The sequence below is a fragment of the Streptomyces zaehneri genome, assembly GCF_032248645.1.
Classification (GTDB): domain Bacteria; phylum Actinomycetota; class Actinomycetes; order Streptomycetales; family Streptomycetaceae; genus Streptomyces; species Streptomyces coriariae.
In genome coordinates this window covers 57,539-83,623 of sequence record NZ_JASTTJ010000017.1, presented here as the reverse complement: position 1 = coordinate 83,623, position 26,085 = coordinate 57,539, and the positions used below count along the sequence as shown (strand labels likewise).

20 protein-coding genes are annotated in these 26,085 nt (G+C 71.1%); 1 reads left to right on the top strand and 19 read right to left on the bottom strand.

Features of this window, described 5'->3' with window-relative positions:
* Positions 1-61: 61 nt before the first annotated feature.
* The 6 genes from QQM72_RS25890 to QQM72_RS25865 all read right to left on the bottom strand — a co-directional run bounded on the left by QQM72_RS25890 (position 62) and on the right by QQM72_RS25865 (position 6,231).
* Complete coding sequence (locus QQM72_RS25890) at positions 62-1,702, bottom strand: beta-N-acetylhexosaminidase (protein WP_314223245.1); 1,641 nt, start codon at positions 1,700-1,702, stop codon at positions 62-64.
* A 1-nt stretch (position 1,703) separates the two neighbouring features.
* Positions 1,704-2,549, bottom strand: coding sequence for a carbohydrate ABC transporter permease (locus QQM72_RS25885; RefSeq protein WP_314223244.1), 846 nt, complete (start codon positions 2,547-2,549; stop codon positions 1,704-1,706).
* Between the two features lie 23 nt (positions 2,550-2,572).
* Positions 2,573-3,520 (bottom strand): carbohydrate ABC transporter permease, encoded by a 948-nt coding sequence (locus QQM72_RS25880; protein WP_314223243.1) that lies wholly within the window; start codon positions 3,518-3,520, stop codon positions 2,573-2,575.
* Between the two features lie 4 nt (positions 3,521-3,524).
* Positions 3,525-4,820 carry an extracellular solute-binding protein gene (locus tag QQM72_RS25875; RefSeq protein ID WP_314223242.1) on the bottom strand — a complete coding sequence of 432 codons (1,296 nt, stop codon included), beginning with the start codon at positions 4,818-4,820 and terminating at the stop codon, positions 3,525-3,527.
* A gap of 497 nt (positions 4,821-5,317) precedes the next feature.
* Positions 5,318-5,617 (bottom strand): DUF3039 domain-containing protein, encoded by a 300-nt coding sequence (locus QQM72_RS25870; protein ID WP_078616040.1) that lies wholly within the window; start codon positions 5,615-5,617, stop codon positions 5,318-5,320.
* A 41-nt stretch (positions 5,618-5,658) separates the two neighbouring features.
* Positions 5,659-6,231, bottom strand: a complete 573-nt coding sequence (locus QQM72_RS25865; RefSeq protein ID WP_314223347.1) for a YqgE/AlgH family protein — start codon at positions 6,229-6,231, stop codon at positions 5,659-5,661.
* Positions 6,232-6,509: 278 nt separating this feature from the next.
* On the opposite strand from QQM72_RS25865, the gene murA reads away from it, so the two are divergent.
* On the top strand, positions 6,510-7,856 hold the full coding sequence (murA, locus tag QQM72_RS25860; protein ID WP_020132410.1) for a UDP-N-acetylglucosamine 1-carboxyvinyltransferase: 1,347 nt from the start codon (positions 6,510-6,512) through the stop codon (positions 7,854-7,856).
* Between the two features lie 346 nt (positions 7,857-8,202).
* On the opposite strand, the gene QQM72_RS25855 is transcribed toward murA, so the two are convergent.
* The 13 genes from QQM72_RS25855 to QQM72_RS25795 form a co-directional block, all read right to left on the bottom strand.
* Entirely contained in the window at positions 8,203-8,484 is a 282-nt protein-coding gene (locus QQM72_RS25855) for an HU family DNA-binding protein (RefSeq protein ID WP_004000874.1), read from the bottom strand.
* Positions 8,485-8,802: 318 nt separating this feature from the next.
* Positions 8,803-10,221, bottom strand: coding sequence for an NAD-dependent malic enzyme (locus tag QQM72_RS25850; protein WP_314223241.1), 1,419 nt, complete (start codon positions 10,219-10,221; stop codon positions 8,803-8,805).
* 386 nt (positions 10,222-10,607) lie between these two features.
* Entirely contained in the window at positions 10,608-12,986 is a 2,379-nt protein-coding gene (locus tag QQM72_RS25845; RefSeq protein WP_314223240.1) for a HelD family protein, read from the bottom strand.
* A 64-nt stretch (positions 12,987-13,050) separates the two neighbouring features.
* Positions 13,051-13,833, bottom strand: coding sequence for an anti-sigma factor family protein (locus QQM72_RS25840; protein ID WP_314223239.1), 783 nt, complete (start codon positions 13,831-13,833; stop codon positions 13,051-13,053).
* A 50-nt stretch (positions 13,834-13,883) separates the two neighbouring features.
* On the bottom strand, positions 13,884-14,405 hold the full coding sequence (locus tag QQM72_RS25835; RefSeq protein ID WP_010039908.1) for a sigma-70 family RNA polymerase sigma factor: 522 nt from the start codon (positions 14,403-14,405) through the stop codon (positions 13,884-13,886).
* A 335-nt stretch (positions 14,406-14,740) separates the two neighbouring features.
* Positions 14,741-15,316 (bottom strand): CGNR zinc finger domain-containing protein, encoded by a 576-nt coding sequence (locus tag QQM72_RS25830; RefSeq protein WP_314223238.1) that lies wholly within the window; start codon positions 15,314-15,316, stop codon positions 14,741-14,743.
* Positions 15,317-15,509: 193 nt separating this feature from the next.
* Positions 15,510-16,685, bottom strand: a complete 1,176-nt coding sequence (locus tag QQM72_RS25825; RefSeq protein WP_314223237.1) for a uroporphyrinogen-III synthase — start codon at positions 16,683-16,685, stop codon at positions 15,510-15,512.
* Positions 16,686-16,783: 98 nt separating this feature from the next.
* Positions 16,784-18,178 (bottom strand): nitrate/nitrite transporter, encoded by a 1,395-nt coding sequence (locus tag QQM72_RS25820; RefSeq protein WP_314223236.1) that lies wholly within the window; start codon positions 18,176-18,178, stop codon positions 16,784-16,786.
* A 303-nt stretch (positions 18,179-18,481) separates the two neighbouring features.
* The gene (locus tag QQM72_RS25815; protein WP_314223235.1) at positions 18,482-19,756 is read right to left on the bottom strand and encodes a metallophosphoesterase; all 1,275 of its coding nucleotides are present in this window, start codon (positions 19,754-19,756) and stop codon (positions 18,482-18,484) included.
* A 433-nt stretch (positions 19,757-20,189) separates the two neighbouring features.
* A complete protein-coding gene (locus tag QQM72_RS25810) occupies positions 20,190-20,354 on the bottom strand; it encodes a hypothetical protein (protein ID WP_314223234.1) in 165 nt (54 codons plus the stop codon).
* Positions 20,312-21,646: an acyltransferase family protein gene (locus QQM72_RS25805; RefSeq protein ID WP_314223233.1), complete on the bottom strand. Its 1,335-nt coding sequence runs from the start codon at positions 21,644-21,646 to the stop codon at positions 20,312-20,314. Before QQM72_RS25805 ends, QQM72_RS25810 begins: the two co-directional genes overlap by 43 nt.
* Positions 21,646-23,724, bottom strand: a complete 2,079-nt coding sequence (locus tag QQM72_RS25800) for a bifunctional polysaccharide deacetylase/glycosyltransferase family 2 protein (RefSeq protein ID WP_314223346.1) — start codon at positions 23,722-23,724, stop codon at positions 21,646-21,648. Before QQM72_RS25800 ends, QQM72_RS25805 begins: the two co-directional genes overlap by 1 nt.
* Positions 23,725-24,862: 1,138 nt before the next feature.
* Positions 24,863-25,687 carry a hypothetical protein gene (locus QQM72_RS25795; protein WP_314223232.1) on the bottom strand — a complete coding sequence of 275 codons (825 nt, stop codon included), beginning with the start codon at positions 25,685-25,687 and terminating at the stop codon, positions 24,863-24,865.
* Positions 25,688-26,085 lie beyond the last annotated feature (398 nt).

Here is a 26,085-nt window from a genome sequence, read left to right as displayed (position 1 = left end):
CGGTGTGCGTGAATTGCCACCCTTCGGGGTTTGTGCAGGGTTTTATCCGGGACGGGCGGCATCACCGGTTCGGGGGCGGGCCGTCGATCGGGCGCCCCAGGACGCCCGGCCGCCGCTGCCACGGCCTGGGGCCGGCCGGCGGGCGGTAGCCGACGCCCAGCGCGTCGAGCCGCGCGTAGTGCGCCTCCATGCGTCGCTCGAAGTCGGCGAAGTCCCGCTCCCGCGGGGCGGGCAGGGAGCTCCAGGCGACCTCGGCGAAGGCGGCGAGCCGGGGGAAGGCCTGGTAGTCCACGCGCGCGGAGTCCTCCATCGCCTCGGTCCACAGGTTGGCCTGCGTGCCGAGCACATGCTCCGCCTCCCGCGGTGTCAGCTCCGAGGGAACGGGTTCAAACCGGTAGACGTCCTCCAGGGTGCGCACGAACCCGATGGGCACGGGCTCGTCCGCGCCGTCGTCCTGCCGGTGGTCCAGGTACACCTGCTGCTCGGGACACATCACGACGTCGTGCCCGGCCCGCGCGGCGGCGATCCCGCCCGCGTAGCCACGCCAGGACGACACGGCCGCCCCGTCCGCGAGCCCGCCCTGAAGGATCTCGTCCCAGCCGATCAGCCGACGCCCGCGCGCGGAGAGCCACGTGTCGAAGTGCCGGATGAACCAGGACTGGAGCTGATCCTCGTCGGCGAGTCCGAGTTCCCCGATACGGGCCTGCGCGGCCGGCGACCGCCGCCACTGGTCCCTGAGGCATTCGTCGCCCCCGACGTGAAGGAACTCCGAGGGGAACAGCTCCAGCAGTTCCTCGAAGACCCCCTCGTAGAAGCGCAGGGTGTTGTCCGTGGGGGCGAGTACGTGGGGACTGATCCCCCAGGTGTCCCACACGGGGAGGGCGGCGCCCCCTTCGACGGATGCGGCGGCGACATCGGTGTTGCCGAGTTCCGGATACGCGGCGATCGCCGCCTGCGAGTGGCCGGGGAGGTCGATTTCGGGGACCACGGTGATATGCCGCTCGGCGGCGTAGGCGACGATCTCCCGGATGTCGTCCTGTGTGTAGAAGCCACCGTGCGGCTTCTCGTCCCACAGCGGTGAGGCCCGGTGGCCGAATTTCGTGCGCGCCCGCCAGGAACCGACCTCGGTCAGCCGGGGATACCGCTCGATCTCGATCCGCCAGCCCTGGTCGTCGGTCAGATGGAAGTGGAAGACGTTGAGTTTGTGCGCCGCCATCAGGTCCAGGTAGCGCAGGACGCCGTCCTTGGGCATGAAGTGCCGGGCGACGTCGAGCATCAGGCCGCGCCAGCGGAAGCGGGGCGCGTCCTCGATCGTGACGTGCGGCACGGCCCAGACGCGGTCGCGGCCGAGCGGGGCCCTGCGGTACGCGTCGGGGCCGAGAAGCTGCCGCAGGGTCTGGGCTCCCCGGAAGACCCCGGCCGCGCTGCCGCCCTCGACGAGGACGCCCGTGCTGTCGCTGACGAGGCGGTACTCCTCGGGGCCGAGCCCGGGGTCCAGTTGGAGCCCGATGCCATCGACGTCGGTGTCGTCGGTCTCCCGCCCCTCGCGGAGCGGCAGGCCGGTCGCCTGCCAGAGGACGGCACGCAGCCACCGGCCGACGCCCTCTGTCGCGGTACCGGCGTAGAGCTGGGAGCGCGCCGTCAGCCGTACCTCGCCGGAGCCGGCGACGACGCGGCGCGGCACCGGAATCAGTGAAGTCATGTCAGTCCTTTACCGCTCCGCCGAGTCCGGAGACCAGCCGTCGCTGTGCGAGTACGAAGAACACCAGGACCGGAATCGTCATGACCGTGGAACCCGCCATCACGCCGCCCCAGTCGGGGTCGTCCGGCTTGTAGAAGACCAGCAGGGCCATCGGCAGGGTCGACTGCGAGGTGTCGCTGATGATGAAGGACTTGGCGAACAGGAAGTCGTTCCAGGCGGAGATGAAGGAAAACACGCTCGTGGCCACCAGACCCGGCAGGACGAGCGGGAAAAGGATCTGCCACAGAAAACGCGTACGGCTCGCCCCGTCGAGGTACGCGGCCTCCTCCAGCGCCTCCGGAACCGCTTTCACGAACCCTCTCAGCATCCAGATCGCGAAGGGCAGCGAGAAGGCGATGTGAGGCAGGATCAGGGACCCCAGGGTGTTCAACTGGCCGAAGTCCCGCATGAGGAAGAACAACGGGATCGTCAGCGCCTCCACGGGCACCATCTGGGCCACCAGGAACATGATCAGCAGGGTGGTGCGGAAGCGGAACCGGAATCGGGTCACGGCGGTCGCGGCGAGAAACGCGACCACCCCGGAGGCGATCACCACCGCGCCCGCCACGACAAGGCTGTTGAGGAAGTAGCGGCCGAATTCCTGCTGCCCGAAGACGCGCCGGAAGGAATCCAGCGAGGGCTCGAGCGTCCACGGCCGTGGCTCGCTCGAACGGATCTCCCCGGCCGGTTTGAAGGCGCCCAGCACCATCCAGTAGAGCGGGAAGGCGACGACCACCGCGACCAGCAGCGCGCAGGCCTCGGCGGCGAACCGCCACGGACGGGCCACCAGGCCCCGCACGACACGCACGCTTCCTCCCCGCGCAGTTCCTCTCACAGTTCCTCCCCCTGCCTGCGCAGCAGCCGCAGGTACACCAGCGTGACGGCGAGCAGGATCAGCAGCATCACGACGCCGATCGCCGAGCCGAGGCCGTACTGCGAGGACGCGAAGGCCTGCTGGTAGGCGTAGACGTTCAGGACGAGGTTCTGCCCGGCGATGCCGCCCCCGTTCGTCATCACGTAGATCTGGGTGAAGACCTTGAAGTCCCAGATGACCGACTGGATGGTGACGACCACGAGGATCGGCCGGAGCATCGGGGCCAGCACGGACCGCCAGATCCGCCACTGCGAGGCGCCGTCCAGGGCGGCCGCCTCCAGGACCTCGGACGGCACGGAGCGGATCCCGGCGTAGACGGTGACCATCACGAACGGGAAGGAGCACCAGACCACTTCGAGCAGGACGAGGAAGAAGGCGCTGAGGCGGCCGTACGTCCACGAGTGGTCGCCGAGTCCCAGCAGCCGGTTCACCGGGCCGAAGTCGGGGTCGAACAGGAACAGCCAGACCGTGGAGCCGGTGACCGCGGGGGTCGCCCAGGCGCCCGTCGCGGCCAGCATCAGCGCGAGCCGCGGCACGGCACGCACGCGCGTGAGGAGCACGGCGAGCGCGCAGCCGACGGCGAGGGTGGAGACCACACAGGCCGCCGCGAAGACCACCGTCGACGAGAGCACCTGCCAGAACCGGTCGTCGGAGAAGACGTCCGCGTAGTTGCCGAAGCCCCGGAAGGCGGTCGGCTCCCCGCCGCTGACCTGGGCCTGGGTGTAGCGGAAGAGCGAGATCAGGCCGAGCTGGTAGACGGGGTAGGCGAGCAGCGCGGCAAGGACGACGAGAGCGGGCGCGAGGTAGAGCCAGGGGGTCAGGCCGGCCCGGCTCCGCCTCCTTCGTACCGGCGGCGTGGAGGGCGCGGTGCGCTTCTCCACGGCCGCCGTGTCGGTCGCGGTCACCGGTTCAGCCCACGCTGCCGAACGCCGCGTCCATCTTCTTCGCCGCCTCCGTCGAGGCCGCGGCCACGTCCTTCCTGCCGCTGACGACCTCCTGGAACATCGTCGGCAGGACCAGGGACGAGTCGATCTGCGACCACGCGGGCGACGCCGGCACGAACCTGGCCCCGGCGGCCAGGGTCCGCACGAAGGGCTTCACGAAGGGTTCCTTCGCGGCGGCCTGGTCCCGGACGTCCGTGAACGTGGGCAGGAAGCCCATCGCGTCGAACAGCGAGGCCTGGGTCCTCTTCGAGGCGAGGGCCTCCATCAGCCGGACCGCGAGGGTGCGGTGCGAGGTGCTCTTCAGCACACCGATGTTGTTGCCGCCAGCGAAGGCCGGGGCGATCGAGCCGGACGTCACACCCGGCAGCGGTACGACGGCGTACTCGCCCTTCACCTTGCCGGCCTCCACGGCCGTGTGGCTGAAGTCGCCGCCGATCGCCATGCCCGCCTTGCCCGCGGCGAACGCGGTGATGGTGTCGTTGCCGCCCATGCCCGCGCATTTGGCGGCGGGACAGTTGTCGTCGGAGAACAGGGACGTGTACGCGGTGATGCCCTTCCGGGCGGCCGCGCTGTCGATGCCGGAGGCGTACGAGCCACTCTTGCCGGTGGCGAGTTCACCGCCGTTGGCCCACACGAAGGGCATCGCGCCGTAGGTGTAGGCGCCGCCCACCACCAGGCCGTACAGCTCGGGCTTCGCGGCGCGGATCTTCCGGGCGGTGGCCGCCAGCTCGGCCATGGTCCTCGGGACGTGCAGACCGAGTTCCTCGAAGACGTCCGTGCGGTAGTACAGGGCGCGCACGCCGACGTAGAAGGGGGCGCCGTAGAGCTTGCCGTCGACGGTGACGGACTGCCTGGCGGTGGGGTCGGTCTCCTTGGCCTCGCTCCAGTCACCGAAGTCCCCGGTGACGTCCATGAGTCCGCCGTCGTGGACGTGGCCGGCCGTGTCGGTGTTGCCGTACTCCATGACGTCGGGAGCGGACTTCGGGTCGTTGAAGGCGGCCTTGACGCGCTGGGCGCGGGTGTCGACCGGGATGTACTCGACGTCGACCCTCGCACCCTTGTGGGCCTTCTCGAAGGCGGCGACGACCGAGTCGACGACCTGCTCCTTGGGCTTGTTGCCGACCTCCTGGAACAGCCAGACGCGCAGGGTGCCCGTCGTGTCGTCGGTGTCCGAAGAGGAGTTGTCGGATGTCTGGGGGGCGCAGGCGGCGACGACCAGGGCGGCGGCCGCGAGCGCGGCCAGCCGGGTGGGGAACTTCATGGCGCGATCCTCCGAGCGTTGCAACATATGCAATGACTGTTTCGCTCTGCACAACACACCGAAGGCTAGGGACTGCATGAACACGCCGACAAGAGGTCTCAACCACTCCGTGACCACCGGACGCACCCCGTGCAACGACATAGGCGGCACAAGGCGACACGGGATGACAAAAAGCACCACACACCGGCAGGACGCACAGGAAGGGTCGGAGGGACCGGTGGACCGGAGGGACCGGTGGGCCGGAAGAGGACGGAGGGCCGGAGGGACCGGTGGGCCGGAGGAGGACGGAGGGCCGGAGGAGGACGGTGGACCGGAGGGACCGGTGGGCCGGAGGAGGACGGAGGGCCGGAGGAGGACGGAGGGCCGGAAGGGACCGGTGGGCCGGAGGAGGACGGAGGGCCGGAAGGGACCGGTGGGCCGGAAGGGTGGGCAGGACACGACGAAGGCCCCCGGGGCGCGTCACATCGCGCCCCGGGGGCCTCGGAAAGTCCCTGCGGCTACTTCTTGTCGCCGCCCTTGCCCTTGTCGTCGCCGCCGCCGGCCATCGACTCGAAGATCTCCTTGCACATGGGGCAGACCGGGTACTTCTTCGGGTCGCGGCCGGGCACCCAGACCTTGCCGCACAGCGCCACGACGGGCGTCCCGTCGAGGGCGCTCGCCATGATCTTGTCCTTCTGGACATAGTGGGCGTAGCGCTCGTGGTCCCCGTCGCCGTGCGACACCTGCGGCGTCGGCTCTACGAGGGTCCCCGTCCCAGTGCCTCGCTGGGGCTGGGTCTCAGGCTCAAGAGTGCTCATGGCGCCAAGCGTACTGAAGCCGGGCACCGAGCTCACACCCGTCAGTTGAGCGAAGCGTCGTCCGGATACGTCGCCACCATCGCGAGTTCGCTGCGCTGGCGGCGCAGCACCTCGCGCCAGAGTCTCTCGGGGGACGGCGAGGAGACGTCGCCGGGTTCGGACTCCACGACGTACCAGGCGCCCTCGCCCAGCTCGTCCTGCAGCTGGCCCGGGCCCCAGCCGGCGTATCCGGCGAAGATCCGCAGGGAACCGAGGGCCGAGGCCAGGAGCTCCGGCGGGGCCTCCAGGTCGACGAGGCCGATCGCGCCGTGCACCCGGCGCCAGCCGAGCGGGGCTCCGTCGACGGCCGCGCCACCGGGGATGACGGCGATCCCGAGGGCCGAGTCGAGGGACACCGGGCCGCCCTGGAAGACGACGCCGGGTTCACCGGTGAGATCCGCCCAGCCCTCCAGGATGTCGCTCACGCCCACCGGTGTGGGCCGGTTGAGGACGACACCGAGGGAGCCCTCCTCGTCGTGGTCGAGAAGGAGCACCACCGCGCGGTCGAAGTTCGGGTCCGCCAGGGCGGGCGTTGCCACGAGCAGCCGCCCCGTGAGCGAGGACACCTCGGTCATGCCAGACATGATCCCGCATCTTCCCGCGAAGTGGGGCGGCAATGCGGGCACACGGGACGCGCACGGGCGCGGTCCGGGCGCACAGGCCCACGGGACGGGCAATGGTGACCCCATGTGCCCGGTGGGAAACGGTTCGTGTTGTGACACAGCTATGACGTACCTGGGTGGTCCCTGGGCTTACGGGACAGGGGTCGACGGCGATTACTCTGTCTCATCTGGCCCTGCCCCCGACACCAACGGCCCTTGCCCCAATCCACCATCCATGGAACGCGAGATACATGACCGTCAACGGCTCTGACGACGTACTGCTTGTCCACGGCGGCACCCCGCTCGAGGGCGAGATCCGTGTCCGCGGTGCGAAGAACCTCGTACCCAAGGCCATGGTCGCCGCCCTGCTGGGCAGTGAGCCGAGTCGGCTGCGCAACGTTCCGGACATCCGTGACGTGCGGGTCGTCCGCGGCCTGCTCCAGCTGCACGGTGTGACGGTCCGGCCGGGCGAGGAGCCGGGCGAGCTGGTGCTCGACCCGACCTACGTGGAGAGCGCCAACGTCGCCGACATCGACGCCCACGCGGGTTCGAGCCGGATTCCGATCCTGTTCTGCGGCCCGCTCCTGCACCGCCTCGGCCACGCGTTCATCCCGGGCCTGGGCGGCTGCGACATCGGCGGCCGGCCCATCGACTTCCACTTCGACGTGCTGCGGCAGTTCGGCGCGAAGATCGAGAAGCGGGAGGACGGCCAGTACCTGGAGGCCCCGCAGCGGCTGCGCGGCACGAAGATCGTGCTGCCGTACCCGTCGGTCGGCGCGACCGAGCAGGTGCTGCTGACCGCCGTCCTGGCGGAGGGCGTCACCGAGCTCGCGAACGCGGCGGTGGAGCCGGAGATCGAGGATCTCATCTGCGTGCTCCAGAAGATGGGCGCCATCATCGCGATGGACACCGACCGCACGATCCGCATCACCGGTGTCGACAAGCTCGGCGGCTACAACCACGCCGCCCTGTCGGACCGTCTGGAGGCCGCCTCCTGGGCTTCCGCGGCGCTGGCGACCGAAGGCAACATCTACGTCCGCGGCGCCCAGCAGCGCTCGATGATGACGTTCCTGAACACCTACCGCAAGGTGGGCGGCGCCTTCGAGATCGACGACGAGGGCATCCGCTTCTGGCACCCGGGCGGCCAGCTGAAGTCCATCGCGCTGGAGACGGACGTCCACCCCGGTTTCCAGACGGACTGGCAGCAGCCGCTGGTCGTCGCCCTGACGCAGGCCACGGGCCTCTCGATCGTCCACGAGACGGTCTACGAGTCCCGCCTGGGCTTCACCTCCGCGCTCAACCAGATGGGCGCCCACATCCAGCTGTACCGCGAGTGCCTCGGCGGCTCCGACTGCCGCTTCGGGCAGCGCAACTTCCTGCACTCCGCGGTCGTGTCCGGCCCCACCAAGCTCCAGGGCGCCGACCTGGTCATCCCCGACCTGCGCGGCGGCTTCTCGTACCTGATCGCCGCCCTCGCGGCCCAGGGCACCTCCCGGGTCCACGGCATCGACCTCATCAACCGCGGCTACGAGAACTTCATGGAGAAGCTCGTGGAGCTGGGCGCGAAGGTCGAGCTGCCGGGCAAAGCACTCGGCTGACCCCACCCCTCACCCCGGCCCGGGACGACCTCCCACCCGGCCGGGGGTCCGGGGGTCGCCCCCGGGCAGGCACAGCATGGAGAAGCTCGTGGAGCTGGGCGCGAAGGTCGAGCTGCCGGGCAAAGCACTCGGCTGACCCCACCCCTCACCCCGGCCCGGGACGACCTCCCTCCCGGGGAAGGGCGCCGGGCTGACACGCATCGTCCGGGTCGGCGGAAAACCGGCCCGGACGGGGCCTGAGGCCATGTGTGAGCGCACAACGATGGGGCGGCACCCGGAAACCGGGTGCCGCCCCATCACGTTGCCTACGCGCCGTACACCCTCCGGTGAGGCGTAGACGGCAAGGTCACTTGCCCTTTGCCGCTTCCTTGAGCTTCGAGCCCGCGGAGACCTTGACGCTGTAGCCGGCCGGGATCTGGATCGGGTCACCGGTCTGCGGGTTGCGGGCGGTGCGAGCGGCACGGTGGGTGCGCTCGAAGGTCAGGAAGCCGGGGATCGTGACCTTCTCGTCGCCCTTGGAGACGATGTCGCCGACGACCTCGGCGAACGCGGCCAGCACTGCGTCGGCGTCCTTGCGGGTCACCTCGGCGCGGTCGGCCAGCGCGGCCACCAGCTCACTGCGGTTCATGTTGTTACTCCCGTGTTCTTCTTGCCGTTGCGGCGTGCCACGCGGCGGAGCCGCATGTTGGGCACAGCGAAGTCGTTGTGCACGCGCCCAGAGACGCATCCTGCCCCTACCAGCGGCGCGAAAGCCAATCCGGCACCCGCTCGGAGCCGTGAGACAACCCTTGGGAGTCACACGAAGGGCGGTTGGGTCGGGCGCAACCCTAGAGGGCCGTCCGCGGCGCGAGGTTCCGCGACGCGCCGTCACAGGGGCCACCGTGGCGATGCTCACAGCCCCCGCCACGGGGATCTTGACGGCCCCCGCCCACTCGCATGCCCCGACCTACGAGGCTGACACTCCCGCGGCCTTCGCGGCCTCGCGCACCGCACCCGCGACCGCGCCGGCGACCTTGTCGTTGAAGACGCTCGGGATGATGTAGTTCGGGTTGAGCTCGTCGTCGCTCACGACCTCCGCGAGGGCCTTCGCGGCCGCGAGCATCATCTCGGTGTTGACGGTGCGGGACTGCGCGTCCAGCAGGCCGCGGAAGACGCCCGGGAAGACCAGCACGTTGTTGATCTGGTTGGGGAAGTCGGAGCGGCCGGTGGCCACGACGGCGGCCGTCTGGCGGGCGATCGCCGGGTCGACCTCAGGGTCCGGATTCGCGAGCGCGAACACGATCGCGTCGTCGGCCATGGCGGCCACGTCGTCGCCGTCGAGGACGTTCGGGGCGGAGACGCCGATGAAGACGTCCGCGCCGCGCACGGCCTCCTTCAGGGTGCCCGTGAGGCCCTCGGGGTTGGTGTTGTCGGCGATCCAGCACAGCGCCGAGTCCGGGGCCGCGTCGACCAGGTCCGCGCGGTCCGCGTGCACGACACCGTGGATGTCGGCGACGACCGCGTTCTTCACGCCGGCCGCGAGCAGCAGCTTGAGGATGGCGGTGCCGGCCGCGCCGGCGCCGGACATGACGACCCGCACGTCGCCGATGCCCTTGTTCACGACACGCAGGGCGTTCGTGAGGGAGGCGAGGACGACGATCGCGGTGCCGTGCTGGTCGTCGTGGAAGACGGGGATGTCGAGGGCCTCGCGCAGCCGGGCCTCGATCTCGAAGCAGCGGGGGGCGGAGATGTCCTCGAGGTTGATGCCCGCGAAGCCGGGGGCGATGGCCTTGACGATCTCGACGATCGCGTCGGTGTCCTGGGTGTCCAGGCACAGCGGCCAGGCGTCGATGCCGGCGAACCGCTTGAAGAGGGCCGCCTTGCCCTCCATGACCGGCAGCGCGGCCTTCGGGCCGATGTTGCCAAGGCCCAGCACGGCAGAGCCGTCCGTCACGACCGCAACGGAGTTGCGCTTGATCGTGAGGCGGCGGGCGTCCTCGGGGTTCTCGGCGATCGCCATGCAGACGCGGGCCACGCCGGGCGTGTAGATCATCGAGAGGTCGTCACGGTTGCGGATGGGGTGCTTCGACTGCATCTCGATCTTGCCGCCGAGGTGCATCAGGAACGTACGGTCGGAGACCTTGCCGAGGGTGACGCCCTCGATGCCGCGCAGCTGCACGACGATCTCGTCGGCGTGGGCGGTGGAGGTGGCGGCGATGGTGACGTCGATGCGGAGCTTCTCGTGGCCGGACGCGGTGACGTCGAGGCCGGTCACCGAGCCTCCGTGGGACTCCACGGCCGTGGTGATCTGGGAGACCGCCGTTCCGCTCGCGGGCACCTCCAGACGGACCGTGATCGAGTAGGAGACGCTGGGCGCCGTTGCCATGGCCGACTTCCTCTGCACTGCTGGGTCGCGGGTTTGCCTTCCGATCGTCGCACCTACCGACGAGTACATGAAAGCCGCCCCGGATTGCGATCGTTTTGTTCTCAATCAAGTCGGTGGAGGCGCCGGGACGGGGCCGCGAGGGGGCCAGAAGGAGGCGATGAGGAGGCCAGGGGAAGGCAATGCGAGAGGCCCACATCACAGGGTGATGTGGGCCTCTCGCACGTTCACGACACCGGCCCGCCATGCTCGCCTCGCGGCAAGTGGTCGCTCGTAGCGACGAAGGTTGGGCCCGGGGGCTTGGATCGAGCCGGTGTCACGACCAGGCTAACAAACGGATGGCAGAAGACCATTCCCGTCCGGGGAGTTCACAGGAAACGGTCAGCTGTTCAGTCCCTCAGAAGGTCCGGGACGCCGTTCGCGTCCGGCTCGTCGCGGTCCCCGGAGACGACCGTGAGCTGCTGCGTCGCCCGGGTGAGGGCCACGTACAGCACCCGCAGGCCGGCCGGGCTCTCGTCCGCGATCTCCGCAGGTGAGACGACGACCGTGGCGTCGTACTCCAGGCCCTTGGCCTCGAGGCTGCCGAGGGCCACCACCCGGTCGCCCAGCCCGGCGAGCCAGCGTCTCGCCTCCTCGCGGCGGTTCATGGCGACCACGACGCCGACGGTGCCGTCGACCCGCTCCAGCAGACGCCGCGCCTCCGCGCGGACGGTGGCGCCCAGGGTGTCGGTGACGGCCTCGAAGCGCGGCACGACCCCCGTCGACCTGACCGCCGACGGGGATTCGGCGCCGGGCATGGCCAGGGCCAGCACCTTCGCGGCCAGCTCGGCGATCTCGGCCGGGTTGCGGTAGTTCACGGTCAGCTGGAAGCGGCGGCGCGGGCGGGTGCCGAGGGCCTCGTCGCGGGCCTCGGCTGCCTCGTCGGGGTCGGACCAGGAGGACTGGGCCGGGTCGCCGACGACCGTCCAGGTGGCGTGCCGGCCGCGGCGGCCGACCATGCGCCACTGCATCGGGGTGAGGTCCTGTGCCTCGTCCACGATCACGTGCGCGTACTCGGTGCGTTCCTGGGCGAGCCGCTCGGCGCGCTCGCGCTGCGTCTCCTCGCGCACCGGCATCAGCTCCTCCAGGCCGGTGAGCTGGTCCAGCGGGTCGTACTCGCGCCGCTTCTTCGGGCGGAACGGCGCGCCGAGGATCGCCTCGAGCTCGTCGAGCATGGCGATGTCGTGCACCGAGCGGCCGTCCCGCTTGAGGGCGCGGGCGACCTTGCGGACCTCGCCGGGGTTGAGGATGCGCCGGGCCCAGCGGCCGAGCCGGCGTTCGTCGGCCATGGCGGTGAGCACCGCCTCCGGCGTCAGCTCGGGCCACCAGGCGTCGAGGAAGGCGATGAACGCGTCCTCGGTGCTCACGTCCTCGTCGAAGGAGGAGCGCAGTTCGGCGGCGAGTTCGGGGTCGCTGTGCCGGCCGGCCGCGCCGGAGCGCTCCCACAGCGCGTCCAGGAGCAGCTTGCGGGCGCGGGGGCGCAGGAGGTTCACCGGGGCGGTGCCGCTGAGGGCGCTCTGCCGGACGCGGTCCAGGTCGGCGGCCTCCAGCTCCAGACGCCGGCCGAAGGCGACGACCCGCAGCCGGGTGGGTGTCCCGGTGGGCGCGGGGGCCGCACCGGCCTCCTCGTCGAGGTCGCCGAAGGCAAGCTGTGCCGGGGCCCGGCCGCCGCTCTCCAGCGCGCCGCGCGCCGCCTTCCGCAGCACCTTGAGCATGCGGTACGACCCCTTGGCCCGGGCCACCGCCGGGGAGTCGTACAGGGTGGCCTCGGCGCCGTCGACGAGGGAGCCGATGGCGCGGATGGCGACCTGGCCCTCCTCGCCGAGCGAGGGCAGCACGCCCTCGGTGTACGCCACGAGCAGCGGCGTGGGCGAGACGATCAGGATGCCGCCCGCGTACCGGCGCCGGTCCTGGTAGAGCAGATAGGCGGCCCGGTGCAGCGCGACGGCGGTCTTTCCGGTGCCCGGCCCGCCCTCGACGTAGGTGACGGAGGCGGCGGGGGCGCGGATGACCAGGTCCTGCTCGGCCTGGATGGAGGCGACGATGTCGCGCATGGTGTGGCTGCGGGCCTGTCCGAGGGCGGCCATGAGGGCGCCGTCGCCGATGACGGGCAGTTCGCCGCCGTCCAGGACCGCCTTCAGCTCGGGACGCATCAGGTCGTCCTCGACGCCGAGGACGCGACGCCCCTTCGAGCGGATCACCCGGCGCCGTACGACGCGCCCCGGGTCGACCGGGGTCGACCGGTAGAACGGCGCCGCGGCCGGTGCCCGCCAGTCGATGACCAGCGGGGCGTATTCGGAGTCGAGGACTCCGATACGGCCGATGTGGAGCGTTTCGGCGATGTCGGCGGTGTTGTCGGGGCGGACGGCCCCCTCGGCGGGCTCGACGGCGGTGTAGGCGCCGTCGGGGCCCTTCCTGCCGTCCTTCCCGGCGAGCAGGTCGATCCGCCCGAACAGGAAGTCCTCGAACTCGTTGTTGAGCCGGTTGAGGTGGACGCCGGCGCGGAACACCTGGGCGTCCCGCTCGGCGAGGGCGCCGGGCGTGCCGACCTGCCCTCGCTTGGCCGCGTCGTGCATCAGGAACTCCGCCTCGTGGATCTTCTCCTCGAGGCGCCGGTACACCCGGTCGAGGTGTTCCTGTTCGATGCCGATCTCTCGGTCCCGCACCGAATCCGGCGCGGTGTGCCGAACCGATCCGACCGCGGTTTCCTGCTGTGCCTGAACGGCCACCGGGCCCCCTTCTGACGTGCTGGGCAGCCGTCAACCGTACGCGAAGGGGACCCCGTGTAGGAAGTTACGCGTCGATCTGGACGAGCTTCTTGCCGTCGAAGGTCATGACCTCGAAGTGGTCGATCTCGTTGGTCTTGAAAGCGGCGCCGCCCACGACGTAGAGCGGGTTCTTGGCCTGCTCGGTCTTGGCGTTCGCGATGCCGTAGCCCCACTCCGGGACCGACCAGGAGGAGACCGTCTCGCGCTCGCCGTTCTTGCCGACGGCGATGAGCGAGCACTTCTCCGGGCCCGTGACGTTCTTCAGCTCGACGCCGATCTCCGTGCCCCAGGCCTTCTCGCCCATGGCGACGGTCGCGGAGACCTTGGAGGCGGAGTCGGTCGCGGAGACCCGGTCGCTGAGCGTCGCGAAGGTGTCCTTGGCGGCGTTGGCCGACTTGGTGGAGCTCGCCTCCGTGCCCTTGGTGCCGCTGTCGCCGCCGGTCGCCGCGAGCACGGTGAGCGGGCCGCCGATGATCAGCGCGGCCGCGGCCGCCACCAGGAAGAACGAGCGGCGGCGCTTGACCGCGCGGCGCTCGGACACCTCGTCGACCAGCCGTTCCGCGAGTCGCGGGCTGGGGCGGGCGGACAGGGACTCGCCGATCGCCGGGGTGCCGGTGCCCGGCAGGTCCGCGAGGGCGGCCAGCATGGGTTCCATGCCGGCGAGCTCGTCGAGCTGCTGGGCGCACCACTCGCAGCCGGCGAGATGCATCTCGAAAGCGGTTGCTTCGGCGTCGTCGAGAATCCCGAGGGCGTAGGCGCCGACGGTCTCGTGTTCGCTCGGGCTCGGAGATCCCGTAGATCCCTGCATGGGTCCAGACATACCCGAACCACCTGCTCCGAATCCCCCGTAAACGCTCATCACGCCGTCACCCCCCGCTCCTCCAGAGCCAGCTTCATCGACCGCAGGGCATAGAAGACCCGTGAGCGCACGGTGCCGCTGGGTATCCCCAGCGTCTCGGCCGCCTCATTGACGGTACGCCCCTTGAAATACGTCTCGACGAGCACCTCCCGGTGGGCCGGGGTCAGGTCGTCGAGCGCGTCGGACAGCGTCATCAGCCACAGCGCCTTGTCGATCTCGTCCTCCGCAGGAATGACCTCCAGCGGCGACGGGTCGACCTCCTGCGGCCGGGCCTGCCGGCTGCGGTGGCCGTCGATGACGATGCGGCGTGCGACCGTCACCAGCCAGGGGCGTACAGATCCGGTCGCACGATTGAGCTGACCGGCGTTCTTCCAGGCACGGATGAGCGTCTCCTGCACGACGTCCTCGGCGCGCTGCCGGTCTCCGGCAACCAGGCGCAGGACATACGCAAGCAGGGGTCCGGCATGCTCCCGATACAGAGCACGCATCAGCTCCTCGTCAGGTTCCGAGGGCTGGGACATGCGATGTCGGGCCCTCGATCCACGTTCATTGGCCACGGCCGCATCCTTGCGCACGCCCACCTCCGGTGTCCGGGGGATCCCCCAGTCGGTCGCTCGACGACGGGTACGCAAGCGGGGTGTTGAGCGTTCAAACCGAGGAGACACTTTTCTTCGGGGTGTCATGACGAGCGGGGACATGGCGGCACATTCCCACCGCTTTTTCTTTACATTTTCGCCACATCGACAAGATCGCGGCGACTGCCCGGCGCGCGGCTCGGGTAAACGGCGTGTAATCGAAATCACTTCGACAGACGGTCGGGGGCACCTCTACGAAAGCCGCATACCCGGCACGGGAGTTACGGCCGTGAGGCGAGCGCCGCCCGCCGACGGTGCCGCGCCACCCGCTCCCGGTTCCCGCAGACCTCGCTGGAACACCAACGGCGCCGGCGGCCCCGGGACATGTCGACATAGACGATCGGGCAGTTGTCCCCCGCGCACTGCCGCAGCCCTGCCCGGGCCACCGGATCGGTGAGCAGCTCCACCGCGTCCCGGGCCACGGCGGCCAGCAGCGCGACACACGCCGGCGGTCCGGCCAACTCGCGCACGAGCCCACCGTCTTCGCCGCGCACGGCACGCGGGGCCGGGGGAACGGCCCGGGCGGCGTCGTTGACGCGGGCCAGGGCGGGGTCGTACGAACCGGCGTCGTGCCGGTCGAGCCACCCGTGCACCAACTGTCCCGTATTGCGACGCAGTTCACGGAAGGCGGGCGGCCAGGAGGCGTCGGCGTGGGTGAGCGGGGTGTCCGGCGGGACGAGTCCGGAGCCGCGGATCCACGCGCACAACGGCACGACGGCGTCGAGCCGTTCCAGGGGATGCGCGGTCGCGAGCAGGTCGAGACAGATCCGCCCGGCGTCGAACCGGAGCTCGTCCATGCGCGTGTCACCGCCAACCGAGGGGCACTGCTCGGGAATCCGTCCCTTCACAGTGCCAGCGCCGGGTGCCAATCACCAGCCCGTCCGGCGATTGAGGACGAGGCCCTTTCGGGGCCGAAGCGGAGGCCCCGGGGCGGCGGCCCCCGGTGACGCGGCTCCTGGCCGGACCGGCTCCGGTGCCGATACAGCCCGCCTACTCGTCGGCGTACTTCGCGTCCGCGGCCGGGTCCAGGGCCAGCCGGTACCCCCGCTTCACCACCGTCTGGATCAACTTCGGCGCCCCGAGGGCCGTTCGCAGCCGGGCCATCGCCGTCTCGACGGCGTGCTCGTCCCGCCCGGCGCCGGGCAACGCCCGCAGCAGATCGGAGCGCGGCACGACCCACCCCGGCCGCCGGGACAGCGCCCGCAGCAAGGACATTCCCGCCGGTGGCACCGGCCTCAGAGACCCGTCCACCAGCACGGCGTGGCCCCGGATCTCCACCCGGTGCCCGGCGATCGGCAGCGCACGGGACCGCGACGGCAGCTCCTGGCACAGCAGTTGCACGAGCGGCCCGAGCCGGAACCGCTCCGGCTGGACGGTGTCCACGCCGTGCCCCTGGAGCGGCAGGGCGGTGACCGGACCCACGCAGGCGGGCAGCACATCGTGGGCGAGGGCGGCGAGCAGCTCGGGCAGCAGGCCGCGTTCCTCCGCACGCGACAGCAGGGAGGCGGCGGCGGGCGCGGAGGTGAAGGTGATCGCGTCCAGTCCGCGGGAGACGGCCGCGTCGAGGAGCCGGTCGAGCGGCGAGACGTCCTCAGGCGGCATCCACCGGTAGACGGGCACCCCCACGACCTCCGCACCCGCGACCCGCAGCGACTCCACGAACCCGGGCAGCGGCTCACCGTGCAGCTGGACGGCGACCCGGCGCCCGTCGACGCCCTCCTCCAGGAGCCGGTCGAGCACCTCGGCCATGGACTCGCTGGACGGCGACCAGTCCTCCGTCAGCCCGGCGGCCCGCACGGCGCCCTTGACCTTGGGGCCGCGGGCCAGCAGCTCGACGCCGCCCAGCTTTTCGAGCAACTGCTCGCCGAGCCCCCAGCCGTCGGCGGCCTCGATCCAGCCGCGGAAGCCGATGGCCGTGGTGGCGACCACGACGTCCGGCACCTGGTCGATGAGCTCCTTCGTGGCGGCGAGCAGCTCACCGTCGTCGGCGAGCGGCACGATCCGCAGGGCGGGCGCGTGCAGCACCGCCGCCCCACGCCGCTGGAGCAGCGCGCTGAGCTCCTCGGCCCGGCGCGCGGCCGTCACGCCCACGGTGAAGCCCGCGAGGGGCCCGTGTTCGACGGCGCCCTGAGGGCCGGCATCGGATCGCTGCTGTTGCTCGTACATAACTCTCGTCCCGCTCGAGTCCCGTTTGACCTACATGCCGACGAGCCTGTCAACGGTGCGTGACAGGCTCGGTTCGGCCACATGTCGCCGGTGTTACGTCACACCTCGGCGTAGCTGAGCTGCTGCTTCGCCTCGGAGGCGGTGCTTCCTGCCGTGATCCTGCCGGACGGGCGGCGAAGGTATACGGCCCAGGTGACCCCGAAGCACGCCGCGTAGAAGGCGAGGAAGGCGACGAAAGCGCCGGTCCCGGAACCGTAGGACAGGAAGGACTGCCGGAAGGCCAGGTTGATCGCGACACCGCCGAGCGCGCCGACCGCGCCGATCAGTCCCATGGACGCACCGGACAGACGCCGGCCGTAGGCGGCAGCCTCCTCGCCCTGAAGCCCCTCGGCCACGGCCTTCGCCTGGAAGATCCCGGGGATCATCTTGTACGTCGACCCGTTGCCGAGGCCGCTGAGCACGAACAGCACCACGAAGACGGAGACGAAGAGCGGCAGCGACTTCTGCATGCTGGCGAAGACCAGGACGCCGGTGGCGGCGGCCATGCCGACGTAGTTGTACAGGGTGATGCGGGCACCGCCGTAGCGGTCGGCGAGCCAGCCGCCGACAGGACGGATGAGGGAGCCGAGCAGCGGGCCGATGAAGGTGAGGTAGGCCGCCTGGAGAGGCGTCCGGCCGAACTGGTTCGTCAGGACCTGCCCGAAGGCGAAGCTGTAGCCGATGAACGACCCGAAGGTGCCGACGTAGAGGAAGGACATGATCCAGGTGTGCACGTCCTTCGCGGAGTCGATCGCCGCGCCCGTGTCGTTCTTCACCGAGGCCAGGTTGTCCATGAACAGCGCGGCGAGGGTGGCGGCGATGACGATGAGCGGGATGTAGATCCCCAGCAGCACGCGCGGCCCGCCGCCGGCGCCGATGACGGCCAGGGCGATCAGCTGGATCACCGGCACGCCGATGTTGCCGCCGCCCGCGTTGAGCCCGAGCGCCCACCCCTTCTTACGGAGCGGGAAGAAGGCGTTGATGTTGGTCATGGAGGAGGCGAAGTTGCCGCCGCCGATGCCCGCGAGCAGGCCGACCAGCAGGAACGTGTTGAACGAGGTCCCGGGGTCCATCACCGTGAACGCGGCGATCGTGGGGATCAGCAGCAGCCCGGCCGAGATGATCGTCCAGTTCCGGCCGCCGAAGACCGCGACGGCGAAGGTGTAGGGCACCCGCACGACCGCCCCGACCAGCGTCACCATCGACGTCAGCAGGAACTTGTCGGCCGGGGTGAGGCCGTACTCCGGGCCCATGAAGAGCACCAGCACGGACCACATCGTCCAGATCGAGAACCCGATGTGCTCGGAGAGGACGGAGAAGACGAGGTTGCGGCGGGCGATCTTCTCACCCTTCGCGTTCCAGAAGGCCTCGTTCTCCGGGTCCCACTCCTCGATCCAGCGGCTCCCCTTCTTCGTGGGGGGCGGGGATGCGGGGGCTGTGCTCGGGGCTGTCATGACGCCTCCACGGTGCTCCGGGGCTGGGGTGGTTCGGGGGGATGAGCGGTGATGAGTCCCGAAGGTAGGGAGGGCGCGTTTCCGCGCTGTGGCTGTGGGTGACCGGAAAGGAACGTTGCTCTCACGTTGCGTGGAGGGCCGGTGAGAGGTTTCGGGGAGGGCTCGGCGCCGGAGACGCCGGCCCTGCCCGTGGCGCCGGGAGGCCAGGAGGGGCGCTGAGGCAGGTCCGCGTACGCGAAGTGCCCCCGCCCCCGGTCCTCGAACCGGGGGCGGGGGCACATCCGCCGAGGCCGACGCCACCCTTCAGTGGCAGACGAACTCCTTGTTGGCGGTGCTCGCGCTCAGCGTGCAGGTCTGACCGCGGACCGCACCGGTCGGGTCGTGCGCGGTGAGGTCCCAGGTCCCGGCGTTGCGGCTCAGGACCCCGTACCCGAAGACCCCTCCTTGGGTGAGGGAGTGGTTCACGGACTGCGGCGGCGTCCCGACCGTCTTCCCGATGACGCCGGCGTCGTTCGGCCCCTGCTCCAGGGGGGCTCCCCCGGACAAGCCCACCGTCACCTGTGGTGGCCGCGTGGTGTTGAAATCGATCATCTGGTAGAGGTGCGCATGGCCCGAGACGACCATGCGGATGTTGTCCGCCAGCCGCCCCAGGGTCGTACCGGCGACGGCCGCTTGGAGGACCGGGGTGAACGTTTCCAGCGGTGGGCCGACCGATCTCACCATCCACACGGGCTTGTGGGTGACGACGAAGTAGTCGTGGCCGGTCTGCTGCGCCGCGGCCTGGTTCACGGCTTCGAAATGCCGGGTGTAGGTCGCCTGCTGCGTGAGGCTTCCGCTGTCGGCCGGGTCGGCGAACGAGGAGTCCACGTTGAGAAGGTGCAGGACGCCTGCCCTGATCTCCACCGGATCGGGGTACTGGTCGCACGATCCGTCGGCTCTGAGTTCGTCGGCGAGGTAGCGGAACCACGCGGCCCCCGCGCCGCCCGTCGCGGGTGGGGTGCGGCAGTCCTCGTGGTTGCCCCGCGCCAACACGACCGGCGCCACGGTCAGCAGCCTCTCCGCCGGTCTGAAGAAGTCGGCGACCACACAGGCCCAGGTGAATCGGTCCGCCGAGGTCGTGCAGCCCGGATTCGCCGCCGTGTCGTTGGCCTGGGCCGGGTCGTCACGGTAGAGGTAGTCGCCGACGTGGATCACGAGGTCCGGCTGCGTCACCGTGGCCACCCTGTTCGCGATCTCCTGGAACGGCCAGCCCGTCTGGTGGTCGGCGCAGTCCTGGTTGGGACCCGCCGCCGTGACGCGGCACCCCGAGTCGCCGATGACGCCGATGGTGCCGGGACGGGTGCTCGCGGTCCAGTTCGGCAGCGGAAGCTCACGGTTCGCGGGGTGCAGCACGGCCGCGGCGATCGTCGTCCGCACGAGCACCGCGTTGTAGGCCCCGAGGGGCACGACCAACTCGCACACCGTGGTGGGGAACTGCGGCGGCGAGGGACGGCTCAGCAGCCGCATCCGGTAGGCGGCACGCACGGTGCCCGTGGTGTACTGCACGGAGGGGCACGTACCGGAGGTGTCGGTGGTCACATAGCGGATCTGGGCACCCCGACTGGTCAGCTGGGTCCACGCCCATGCCTCACCGTTGGGGTTGCCGCTCCCCGGCGGAGGAGGGGTCGGCCCCGGCGGAGGCGTCTGCCCCGGCGGCTTCGGGCTTTCGCCGTAGGGCGGGGGCCCTGGCGGAGGACTCGCCCCCGGCGGCCTCGGCCCTCCGCCGTCGGACACGGTCCCCGCGAGGGCCGTCCCGACCGAGAGCGCCGCGGTCAGCACTCCCGTCACGGCCACAACGATGGTCCGGCGCATCCTGCTCACGTTCCTCCATCCCGAAACCCTGGGCTCCGGCCCGTCCGACAGACGGGCATACCGGGCCATACTCACCAGGGCGTCCGAGGAACGCACCCCGAACCGGGCGAACGGCGTAAGGCGACGTCCAGCGGCGGACGGATGCGCACACCAGGGCCGGTTAGGGGTCGAGGGCGCCGGTCAGGACCGGTGCGTCCAGGACCGGTCCCGGTTCGGGGTCGAAGGCGCCGGTCAGGACCAGTGCGTCCAGGACCGGTCCCGGTTCGAGGTCGAAGGCGCCGGTCAGGACCGGTGCGTTCCGGTGCCGGCCCGGCCGTCCGGCCACAGGCGTGGCCTGCGGCGGGCCGCCAGATCCTCCACCCAGCCGAAGCAGATCACACAGGCCGCGGTGAGCAGCCAGATGGCCGGCAGTTGCGGCCACGGGCTCTCCAGGACCCAGGGGGCGTCCGTCTCCAGCCAGGAGATGCCCCACAGCCGGTCCCACAGGGCCTCCACGACCCCGATGCAGACGTTGTGCCACAGGTAGATCGTCACGGCACGGGAGTTGAGCAGGGTGATCAGCCGGTCCCAGCGGCGCAGCCCGGCCGGCCACTCGGACCAGGAGGGGCTCAGGTGCAGGAGCAGCAGCACCGCGGCGAAGGACCACAGGGACTGGGCGAAGGGCATGTCGTCCAGGTCGTGGCCTTCCCTGAGGTCGTGGGTCAGGGCGTACCAGAGGCCGATTCCCGCCACCGCGGGCGCCAGGGACGGCACCACGTAACGCGGCAGGCGACGCAGCACGCCCTCCTGGTGCGCCATGCCCAGCAGCCAGCACGCGCCGAACGCGCCGAAGTCGCTGAGCTGTGCCTCCAGCCGCCAGCCCGGCACCGACAGCGCGCCGAACTCCAGGGTGGCGGACAGCGCGAGGGGCGCGAGGATCGTCGGCCAGGGCAGCCGGCGCAGGGCACGCAGCAGGAACGGGGAGAGCAGCACGAACCAGAGGTACGCACGGATGTACCAGAGGGGTACGCCCAGGTCGCCGGCCCAGCCGCTGCTGATCAGCCCGTGCACACCGGGCAGGCCCTCGCCGTACGGCGGGTCGCTGAGCGGCAGGATCCAGTAGGCGAGGTGGAGCCACCACCAGCCGGGGTGCCCTTCCTCGTCCGGCCCCCAGCCCGCCACCAGCATGCCCGTCACACCGACCGCGCCCAGCAGCCACAGCGGGGGCAGCAGCCTGCGCAGCCGGCCTCGTACGACTCCCAGCGCGGGGCGGCGGGCCAGCGAGCGGGCCATGAGATTGCCGGCGAGCGCGAACATCACGCCCATGGAGGGGAAGACGACGGGCAGCCAGGCCCAGCCCATCAGGTGGTAGAAGACGACCCGGAACAGGGCGATGGCCCGGAGCAGGTCGAAGTAGCGGTCCCGGCCACCGCCCTTCTTAGCGGCACCCTTCTTCCCGGCGTCCGTCTTCTCGACGCCCTTGTTCTCGGCGTCCTGCTGCCCTGAACCCTGCTGCCCTGAACCCTGCTGCTCGGAACCTTGCGGCTCGCAACCCTGCTGCTCCGGCACGCTGGTCCGGGCCGACGCGTGGGGCAGTTCGGGCAACTCGGCCGTGGTGTCCGTCGGGTGGGTGCTCATCAGGCCGCTCCTCCGTCCGCGGTCGCCGCCGCCGCGCCGGGCGGCGCCGCCACCTGGCCCTTGCGGCGGAGTTTCTGCCAGCGCAGCCGGCCGCCGGTGAGGGCGGTGATCCAGGACTGGAGCAGGACGATGTACATCAGCTGGCGGTAGAGGAGTTGCTGGAGCGGGAGGGAGATGAGGGGGGTGAGGCGCTCACGGTCCAGGACGAAGGCGTACGCCGCGCAGCCCGCCTGGACGGCGAGGACGCCGAACCAGGCCGCGATCGTCTTGCCGGTCGGGCCGAAGAGCAGGCCGTAGACGAGGAAGAGGTCGATGAGCGGGGCGAGGAGCGGGGCGACGACCATGAAGAGGGAGACGAGCGGGAGGCCGACGCGGCCGAAGCGGCCCGACGGGCCGCTCTCGACGAGGGCGCGGCGGTGCTTCCAGATCGCCTGCATGGTGCCGTAGCACCAGCGGTACCGCTGCGACCACAGCTGCTGGACGGACTCGGGCGCCTCGGTCCAGGCGCGCGCCTTCTCCGCGTAGACGACGTGCCAGCCGTCCCGGTGGATGGCCATGGTGATGTCGGTGTCCTCGGCGAGCGTGTCGTCGCTCATGCCGCCGACCCGGTCGAGCGCGCTGCGCCGGAACGCCCCGACGGCCCCCGGAATGGTGGGCATGCAGCGCAGGACGTCGTACATGCGGCGGTCGAGGTTGAAGCCCATCACGTACTCGATGTGCTGCCAGGCGCCGATCAGGGTGTCCTTGTTGCCGACCTTGGCGTTGCCGGCGACCGCGCCGACCTTCGGATCGGCGAAGGGCTGGACGAGTTCACGGACCGTGGAGGGCTCGAAGACCGTGTCGCCGTCCATCATCACGATGAGGTCGTGCCGGGCGTTGGCGATGCCCCGGTTGAGGGCGGCGGGCTTGCCCGCGTTGAGCTGGCGGACGACGCGGACACCGGGCAGGTGCAGGTCCTCGACGATCCGGGCGGTGCCGTCGCTGGAACCGTCGTCGATGACGACGATCTCGATCGGGTGCTCGCTCCTCATCAGCGAACGGACCGTGCTCTCGATGCACTTGGCCTCGTTGTAGGCCGGGACGAGCACCGACGCCGGCTCGGTGACGGGCGCGTCGGGTCCCCAGACGAAGCCCTCGCGGCGGGTACGGCGGGTGTGGATCGCGGAGAGCAGGAGCATCAGCCCGAAGCGGGCGAAGACCAGGACGCCGATGACGGCGAGGCCGACGACCAGGACGGCGGTGATGTCGTCCGAGGCCTCGACCAGGAAGACCCAGGCCTTGCCCTTCCACAGGTCGAGCCCGGTGACCGGGGTGTGCGCGCTCGGGGCCGCCAGGGCCTCGGTGAGGTTCTCGAAGGTGTAGCCCTTGCCCTGGAGTTCGGGGAGGTAGGTGTCGAGGGCCCGGACCGTCTGGTGGCGGTCGCCGCCGGAGTCGTGCATCAGGACGATCGCGCCCTTGCCGCCCTGCGGCGTGGAGTTGCGGATGATCTCCCGGACCCCGGGCCTGCGCCAGTCCTCGCTGTCGGCGGTGGTGAAGACGGTGAGGTAGCCACGGGTGCCGACGAACTGCGTGACGGGCCAGGAGGCGTTGTCGAGGGCGTCCGTGCTGGAGGAGTAGGGCGGCCGGAAGAGCGAGGTCCGGATCCCCGCGGCGCCTGCCAGGGCCAGCTGGTTCTGGGTGAGCTCCCAGTCGATGCGCTTCTTCGACTGGTAGGAGAGGTCGGGGTGGTTGAAGGTGTGCAGCCCGATCTCGTGGCCCTCGTCCACCATCCGCCGGACCAGGTCCGGGTAGCGGGAGGCCATGGTGCCGGTGATGAAGAAGACGGCGTGCGCGTGGTGCTTCTTCAGGACGTCGAGGACCTCGGGGGTCCACTTCGGGTCGGGCCCGTCGTCGAAGGTGAGCACGATCCGGTGGTCCGGCACGCCCAGGCTGTTCTGCTGCCCGTTGCGGGTGTCGACGACCGGGCCGCCGTCGAGCACCCGCTGCGGCACCTTGTCGGCGGCGGCCTCGGGGCGGATGCGGTAGTCGGCGAGGATCTCGCTGTGCACATAGCCACGCAGCATCAGCATCGCCATCATCGCGACGAGCACGACGAGCGGCAGCAGATGACGCAGCCGGAGCGACACCAGCCGCCGGCGCTCGGGTGACGGCGGCGCGGCATGCGCGGAGCCGCCGGCCGCGCGGCCCGGGGCGCGGCCCCGGCCCTGCCTGGGGCCGGACCGCCGGCCGGCGGACCGCCGCACACCTCCGCGCGACCCGCCGGCCGACTCACCTCCTGGCGCGTCCCCCGTCGGCGGTGAAGCGGACGCGGCGTGGCCGCCGGACGAGTGCGCGGGCTGCCCGACAGCTGACCGTCGGGTCGAGCGGCGGCTGGTACGTGGTGCCATGAGAGGTGGTTCTCCGAAGACGAGGTCGGGCGAGGTACGCGCCGCGAACTGAAGCGGCGAGGAGCGAGCGTCAAGGCATCGCTGACAAGTGCGGACTTCATGTGCCGGGCCCCGTCGCGTCGGGGCCGTCAGGTTCGGGGTTGCCGGGTCGGGGCCGTCAGGTTCGGGACTGTCACGTCGGGGCCGTCGCCCCGGAGCCGTCGCCCCGGAGCCGTTGCGCCGGGGCCTTCAAGTCGGTTTGTTTCCATGCCAGTTGTGCCGGTCCCGGCGATACGGGCCCGGGGCGGACCGGGGGTCCGGGGGCCGGTCCCGGAGGCCGGTCCCCGGGGGCGGGAGGCCGCGCCCCCGGCGCGGTGGCGGAGCCGTGGTGGAACGGCGGTGGCCACCCTCCGCCCGCGTGACCGGAGCACCGGCCCGACGGTCGAGAACTGCCGCCCCCCCCAATACCGAAGCCCGGCTCTGGCCTTCAGGGGCCGAAGTCAAGTCCCCGCCCCCTGAAGGCCGAAGCCCCGGTCCCGAGCCCGGATGGCTGAAGCCCCGGCCCACGGCCCAGGTAGCCGAAACCCCGGCCCCGGCCCGGATAGCCAAAGCTCCAACCCCGGCGCAAGTGCCCCGAGCGCGGTCCCCCGCCCACGTGCCCCGAGCGCGGTCCCCCGCCCACGTGCCCCGAGCGCAGCGCCACGGCGGGCGGCGGCGATGTGGTGTTCGTCGGCCGCCGCTCCCAAGCCGGGGCCCGGCGGCCGGGTTCACCGCGCACCGAGGCCGGTGGCGTCCGTGAGGCCGGTGGTGTCCGTGAGGCCGGTCGGCCGGCGACTCGCACGGGTTCCGTTCAGGCTGCCGGGGTCGATGCCGCCGGGGCCGGTTCCGGCGGGCCGTCGGCGACCGTGGTGGAGGCCCCGCCGGCCGGGGACGGCTCGGAGGACGCGGAAGGAGAGGCTGCGGGTGAGGACGCCGGCGGCTGCGCGGACGGCTGCGTCGGCGCGACCACCGGACTGCTCGGGCCGGGCGCCGAGGAGGCGGTGGCCGTGGCGCTGGGGCGGGTGGTCCCGCTCGCCGAGGGCCGAGCCGCCGTGGACGCCCTGCCCGACGGGGCCACGCTTCCCGACGCACCCGGCGCGGCACTCGCGCCCGGCTTGCCCGGCATCGCGCCGGACGCGGTCGCGGTGGCGCCCGAGCCCCCCGGAACCGTGCCGCCGGGCACCCCGTGGCGCGGGCTCGCGGACTTGTCGGGCGCCGACGTGCCGTCCACCTTGCCGGCCGCCGGCTTCTCGTCGGCCTGGCCCGGCACGGGGACCGGCAGCCAGGGCGCGCCCGCGTTGCCCGAGAGCAGCGCGGCCACGATGACGACGGCGTACGCCGCGCAGGCGGTACCCACGACGATGCCGATACGGCGGAACGTACGGCTGCGCCGGCCCGACTCGTCGACGAACACGGGGACGTCGGAGGCGGCGTCGGAACCGTCCGGCCGCCCCTTCTTCAGGGGGTCGAGCTGGACGGTCACCTCGGCCGGGTCGCTCGTCTCGCCGTCCGCGCCGCCGGGCGCCTCTCCCCAGGGGTCCCGGAGGTCGCTCGACCGTTCGTTTTCGGAAATCCCGTTCGAGGTGTTCGAGGTGCTCGAGGCCGACAGGAGAGCGTTTTCACGCGGTACATCCATCAGTGACCGGTATCTGGTGCTTTCTCCCGTCATGGACGTCAGGGGCTGCCCCCCGATCCCGGCCAGGCTCTGGGATCCCGGCCGCACGACCGGCGCGTCCCGGGGCGGGGATGTCGCCGCCGGCCACTCCGGTTGGGCGTCTTCTCGCCAATTCTTCATGTGTGTACTTCCCCCCACGGAACCGTTCCGGGTGCGCCGACGACCCTGAGCACATGTCGACGAAACCGGGCCCCCACCCAGCTCCAGCGCCCCATTTACCCCATTGCGCTCAGATCCATGAATCTAGCGCAGGCTTGGGCCCTGTGCTCGCGATGCGTCATACATGGACAGAAGTCACGGCCTTGTCCATGGCTGAAAATCACCCCTCCTCGGACCTCGGCGGTCGCACTCCGATCACC

What these genes read in the sequence shown, in the direction of transcription:
- QQM72_RS25890 (WP_314223245.1), bottom strand. Translation starts at nt 1,702, where the DNA reads ATGACTTCACTGATTCCGGTGCCGCGCCGCGTCGTCGCCGGCTCCGGC.
- QQM72_RS25875 (WP_314223242.1), bottom strand. Translation starts at nt 4,820, where the DNA reads ATGAAGTTCCCCACCCGGCTGGCCGCGCTCGCGGCCGCCGCCCTGGTC.
- QQM72_RS25870 (WP_078616040.1), bottom strand. Translation starts at nt 5,617, where the DNA reads ATGAGCACTCTTGAGCCTGAGACCCAGCCCCAGCGAGGCACTGGGACG.
- QQM72_RS25865 (WP_314223347.1), bottom strand. Translation starts at nt 6,231, where the DNA reads ATGACCGAGGTGTCCTCGCTCACGGGGCGGCTGCTCGTGGCAACGCCC.
- murA (WP_020132410.1), top strand. Translation starts at nt 6,510, where the DNA reads ATGACCGTCAACGGCTCTGACGACGTACTGCTTGTCCACGGCGGCACC.
- QQM72_RS25855 (WP_004000874.1), bottom strand. Translation starts at nt 8,484, where the DNA reads ATGAACCGCAGTGAGCTGGTGGCCGCGCTGGCCGACCGCGCCGAGGTG.
- QQM72_RS25850 (WP_314223241.1), bottom strand. Translation starts at nt 10,221, where the DNA reads ATGGCAACGGCGCCCAGCGTCTCCTACTCGATCACGGTCCGTCTGGAG.
- QQM72_RS25840 (WP_314223239.1), bottom strand. Translation starts at nt 13,833, where the DNA reads ATGCAGGGATCTACGGGATCTCCGAGCCCGAGCGAACACGAGACCGTC.
- QQM72_RS25835 (WP_010039908.1), bottom strand. Translation starts at nt 14,405, where the DNA reads ATGTCCCAGCCCTCGGAACCTGACGAGGAGCTGATGCGTGCTCTGTAT.
- QQM72_RS25830 (WP_314223238.1), bottom strand. Translation starts at nt 15,316, where the DNA reads ATGGACGAGCTCCGGTTCGACGCCGGGCGGATCTGTCTCGACCTGCTC.
- QQM72_RS25825 (WP_314223237.1), bottom strand. Translation starts at nt 16,685, where the DNA reads ATGTACGAGCAACAGCAGCGATCCGATGCCGGCCCTCAGGGCGCCGTC.
- QQM72_RS25820 (WP_314223236.1), bottom strand. Translation starts at nt 18,178, where the DNA reads ATGACAGCCCCGAGCACAGCCCCCGCATCCCCGCCCCCCACGAAGAAG.
- QQM72_RS25805 (WP_314223233.1), bottom strand. Translation starts at nt 21,646, where the DNA reads ATGAGCACCCACCCGACGGACACCACGGCCGAGTTGCCCGAACTGCCC.
- QQM72_RS25800 (WP_314223346.1), bottom strand. Translation starts at nt 23,724, where the DNA reads ATGATGGCGATGCTGATGCTGCGTGGCTATGTGCACAGCGAGATCCTC.
- QQM72_RS25795 (WP_314223232.1), bottom strand. Translation starts at nt 25,687, where the DNA reads ATGGATGTACCGCGTGAAAACGCTCTCCTGTCGGCCTCGAGCACCTCG.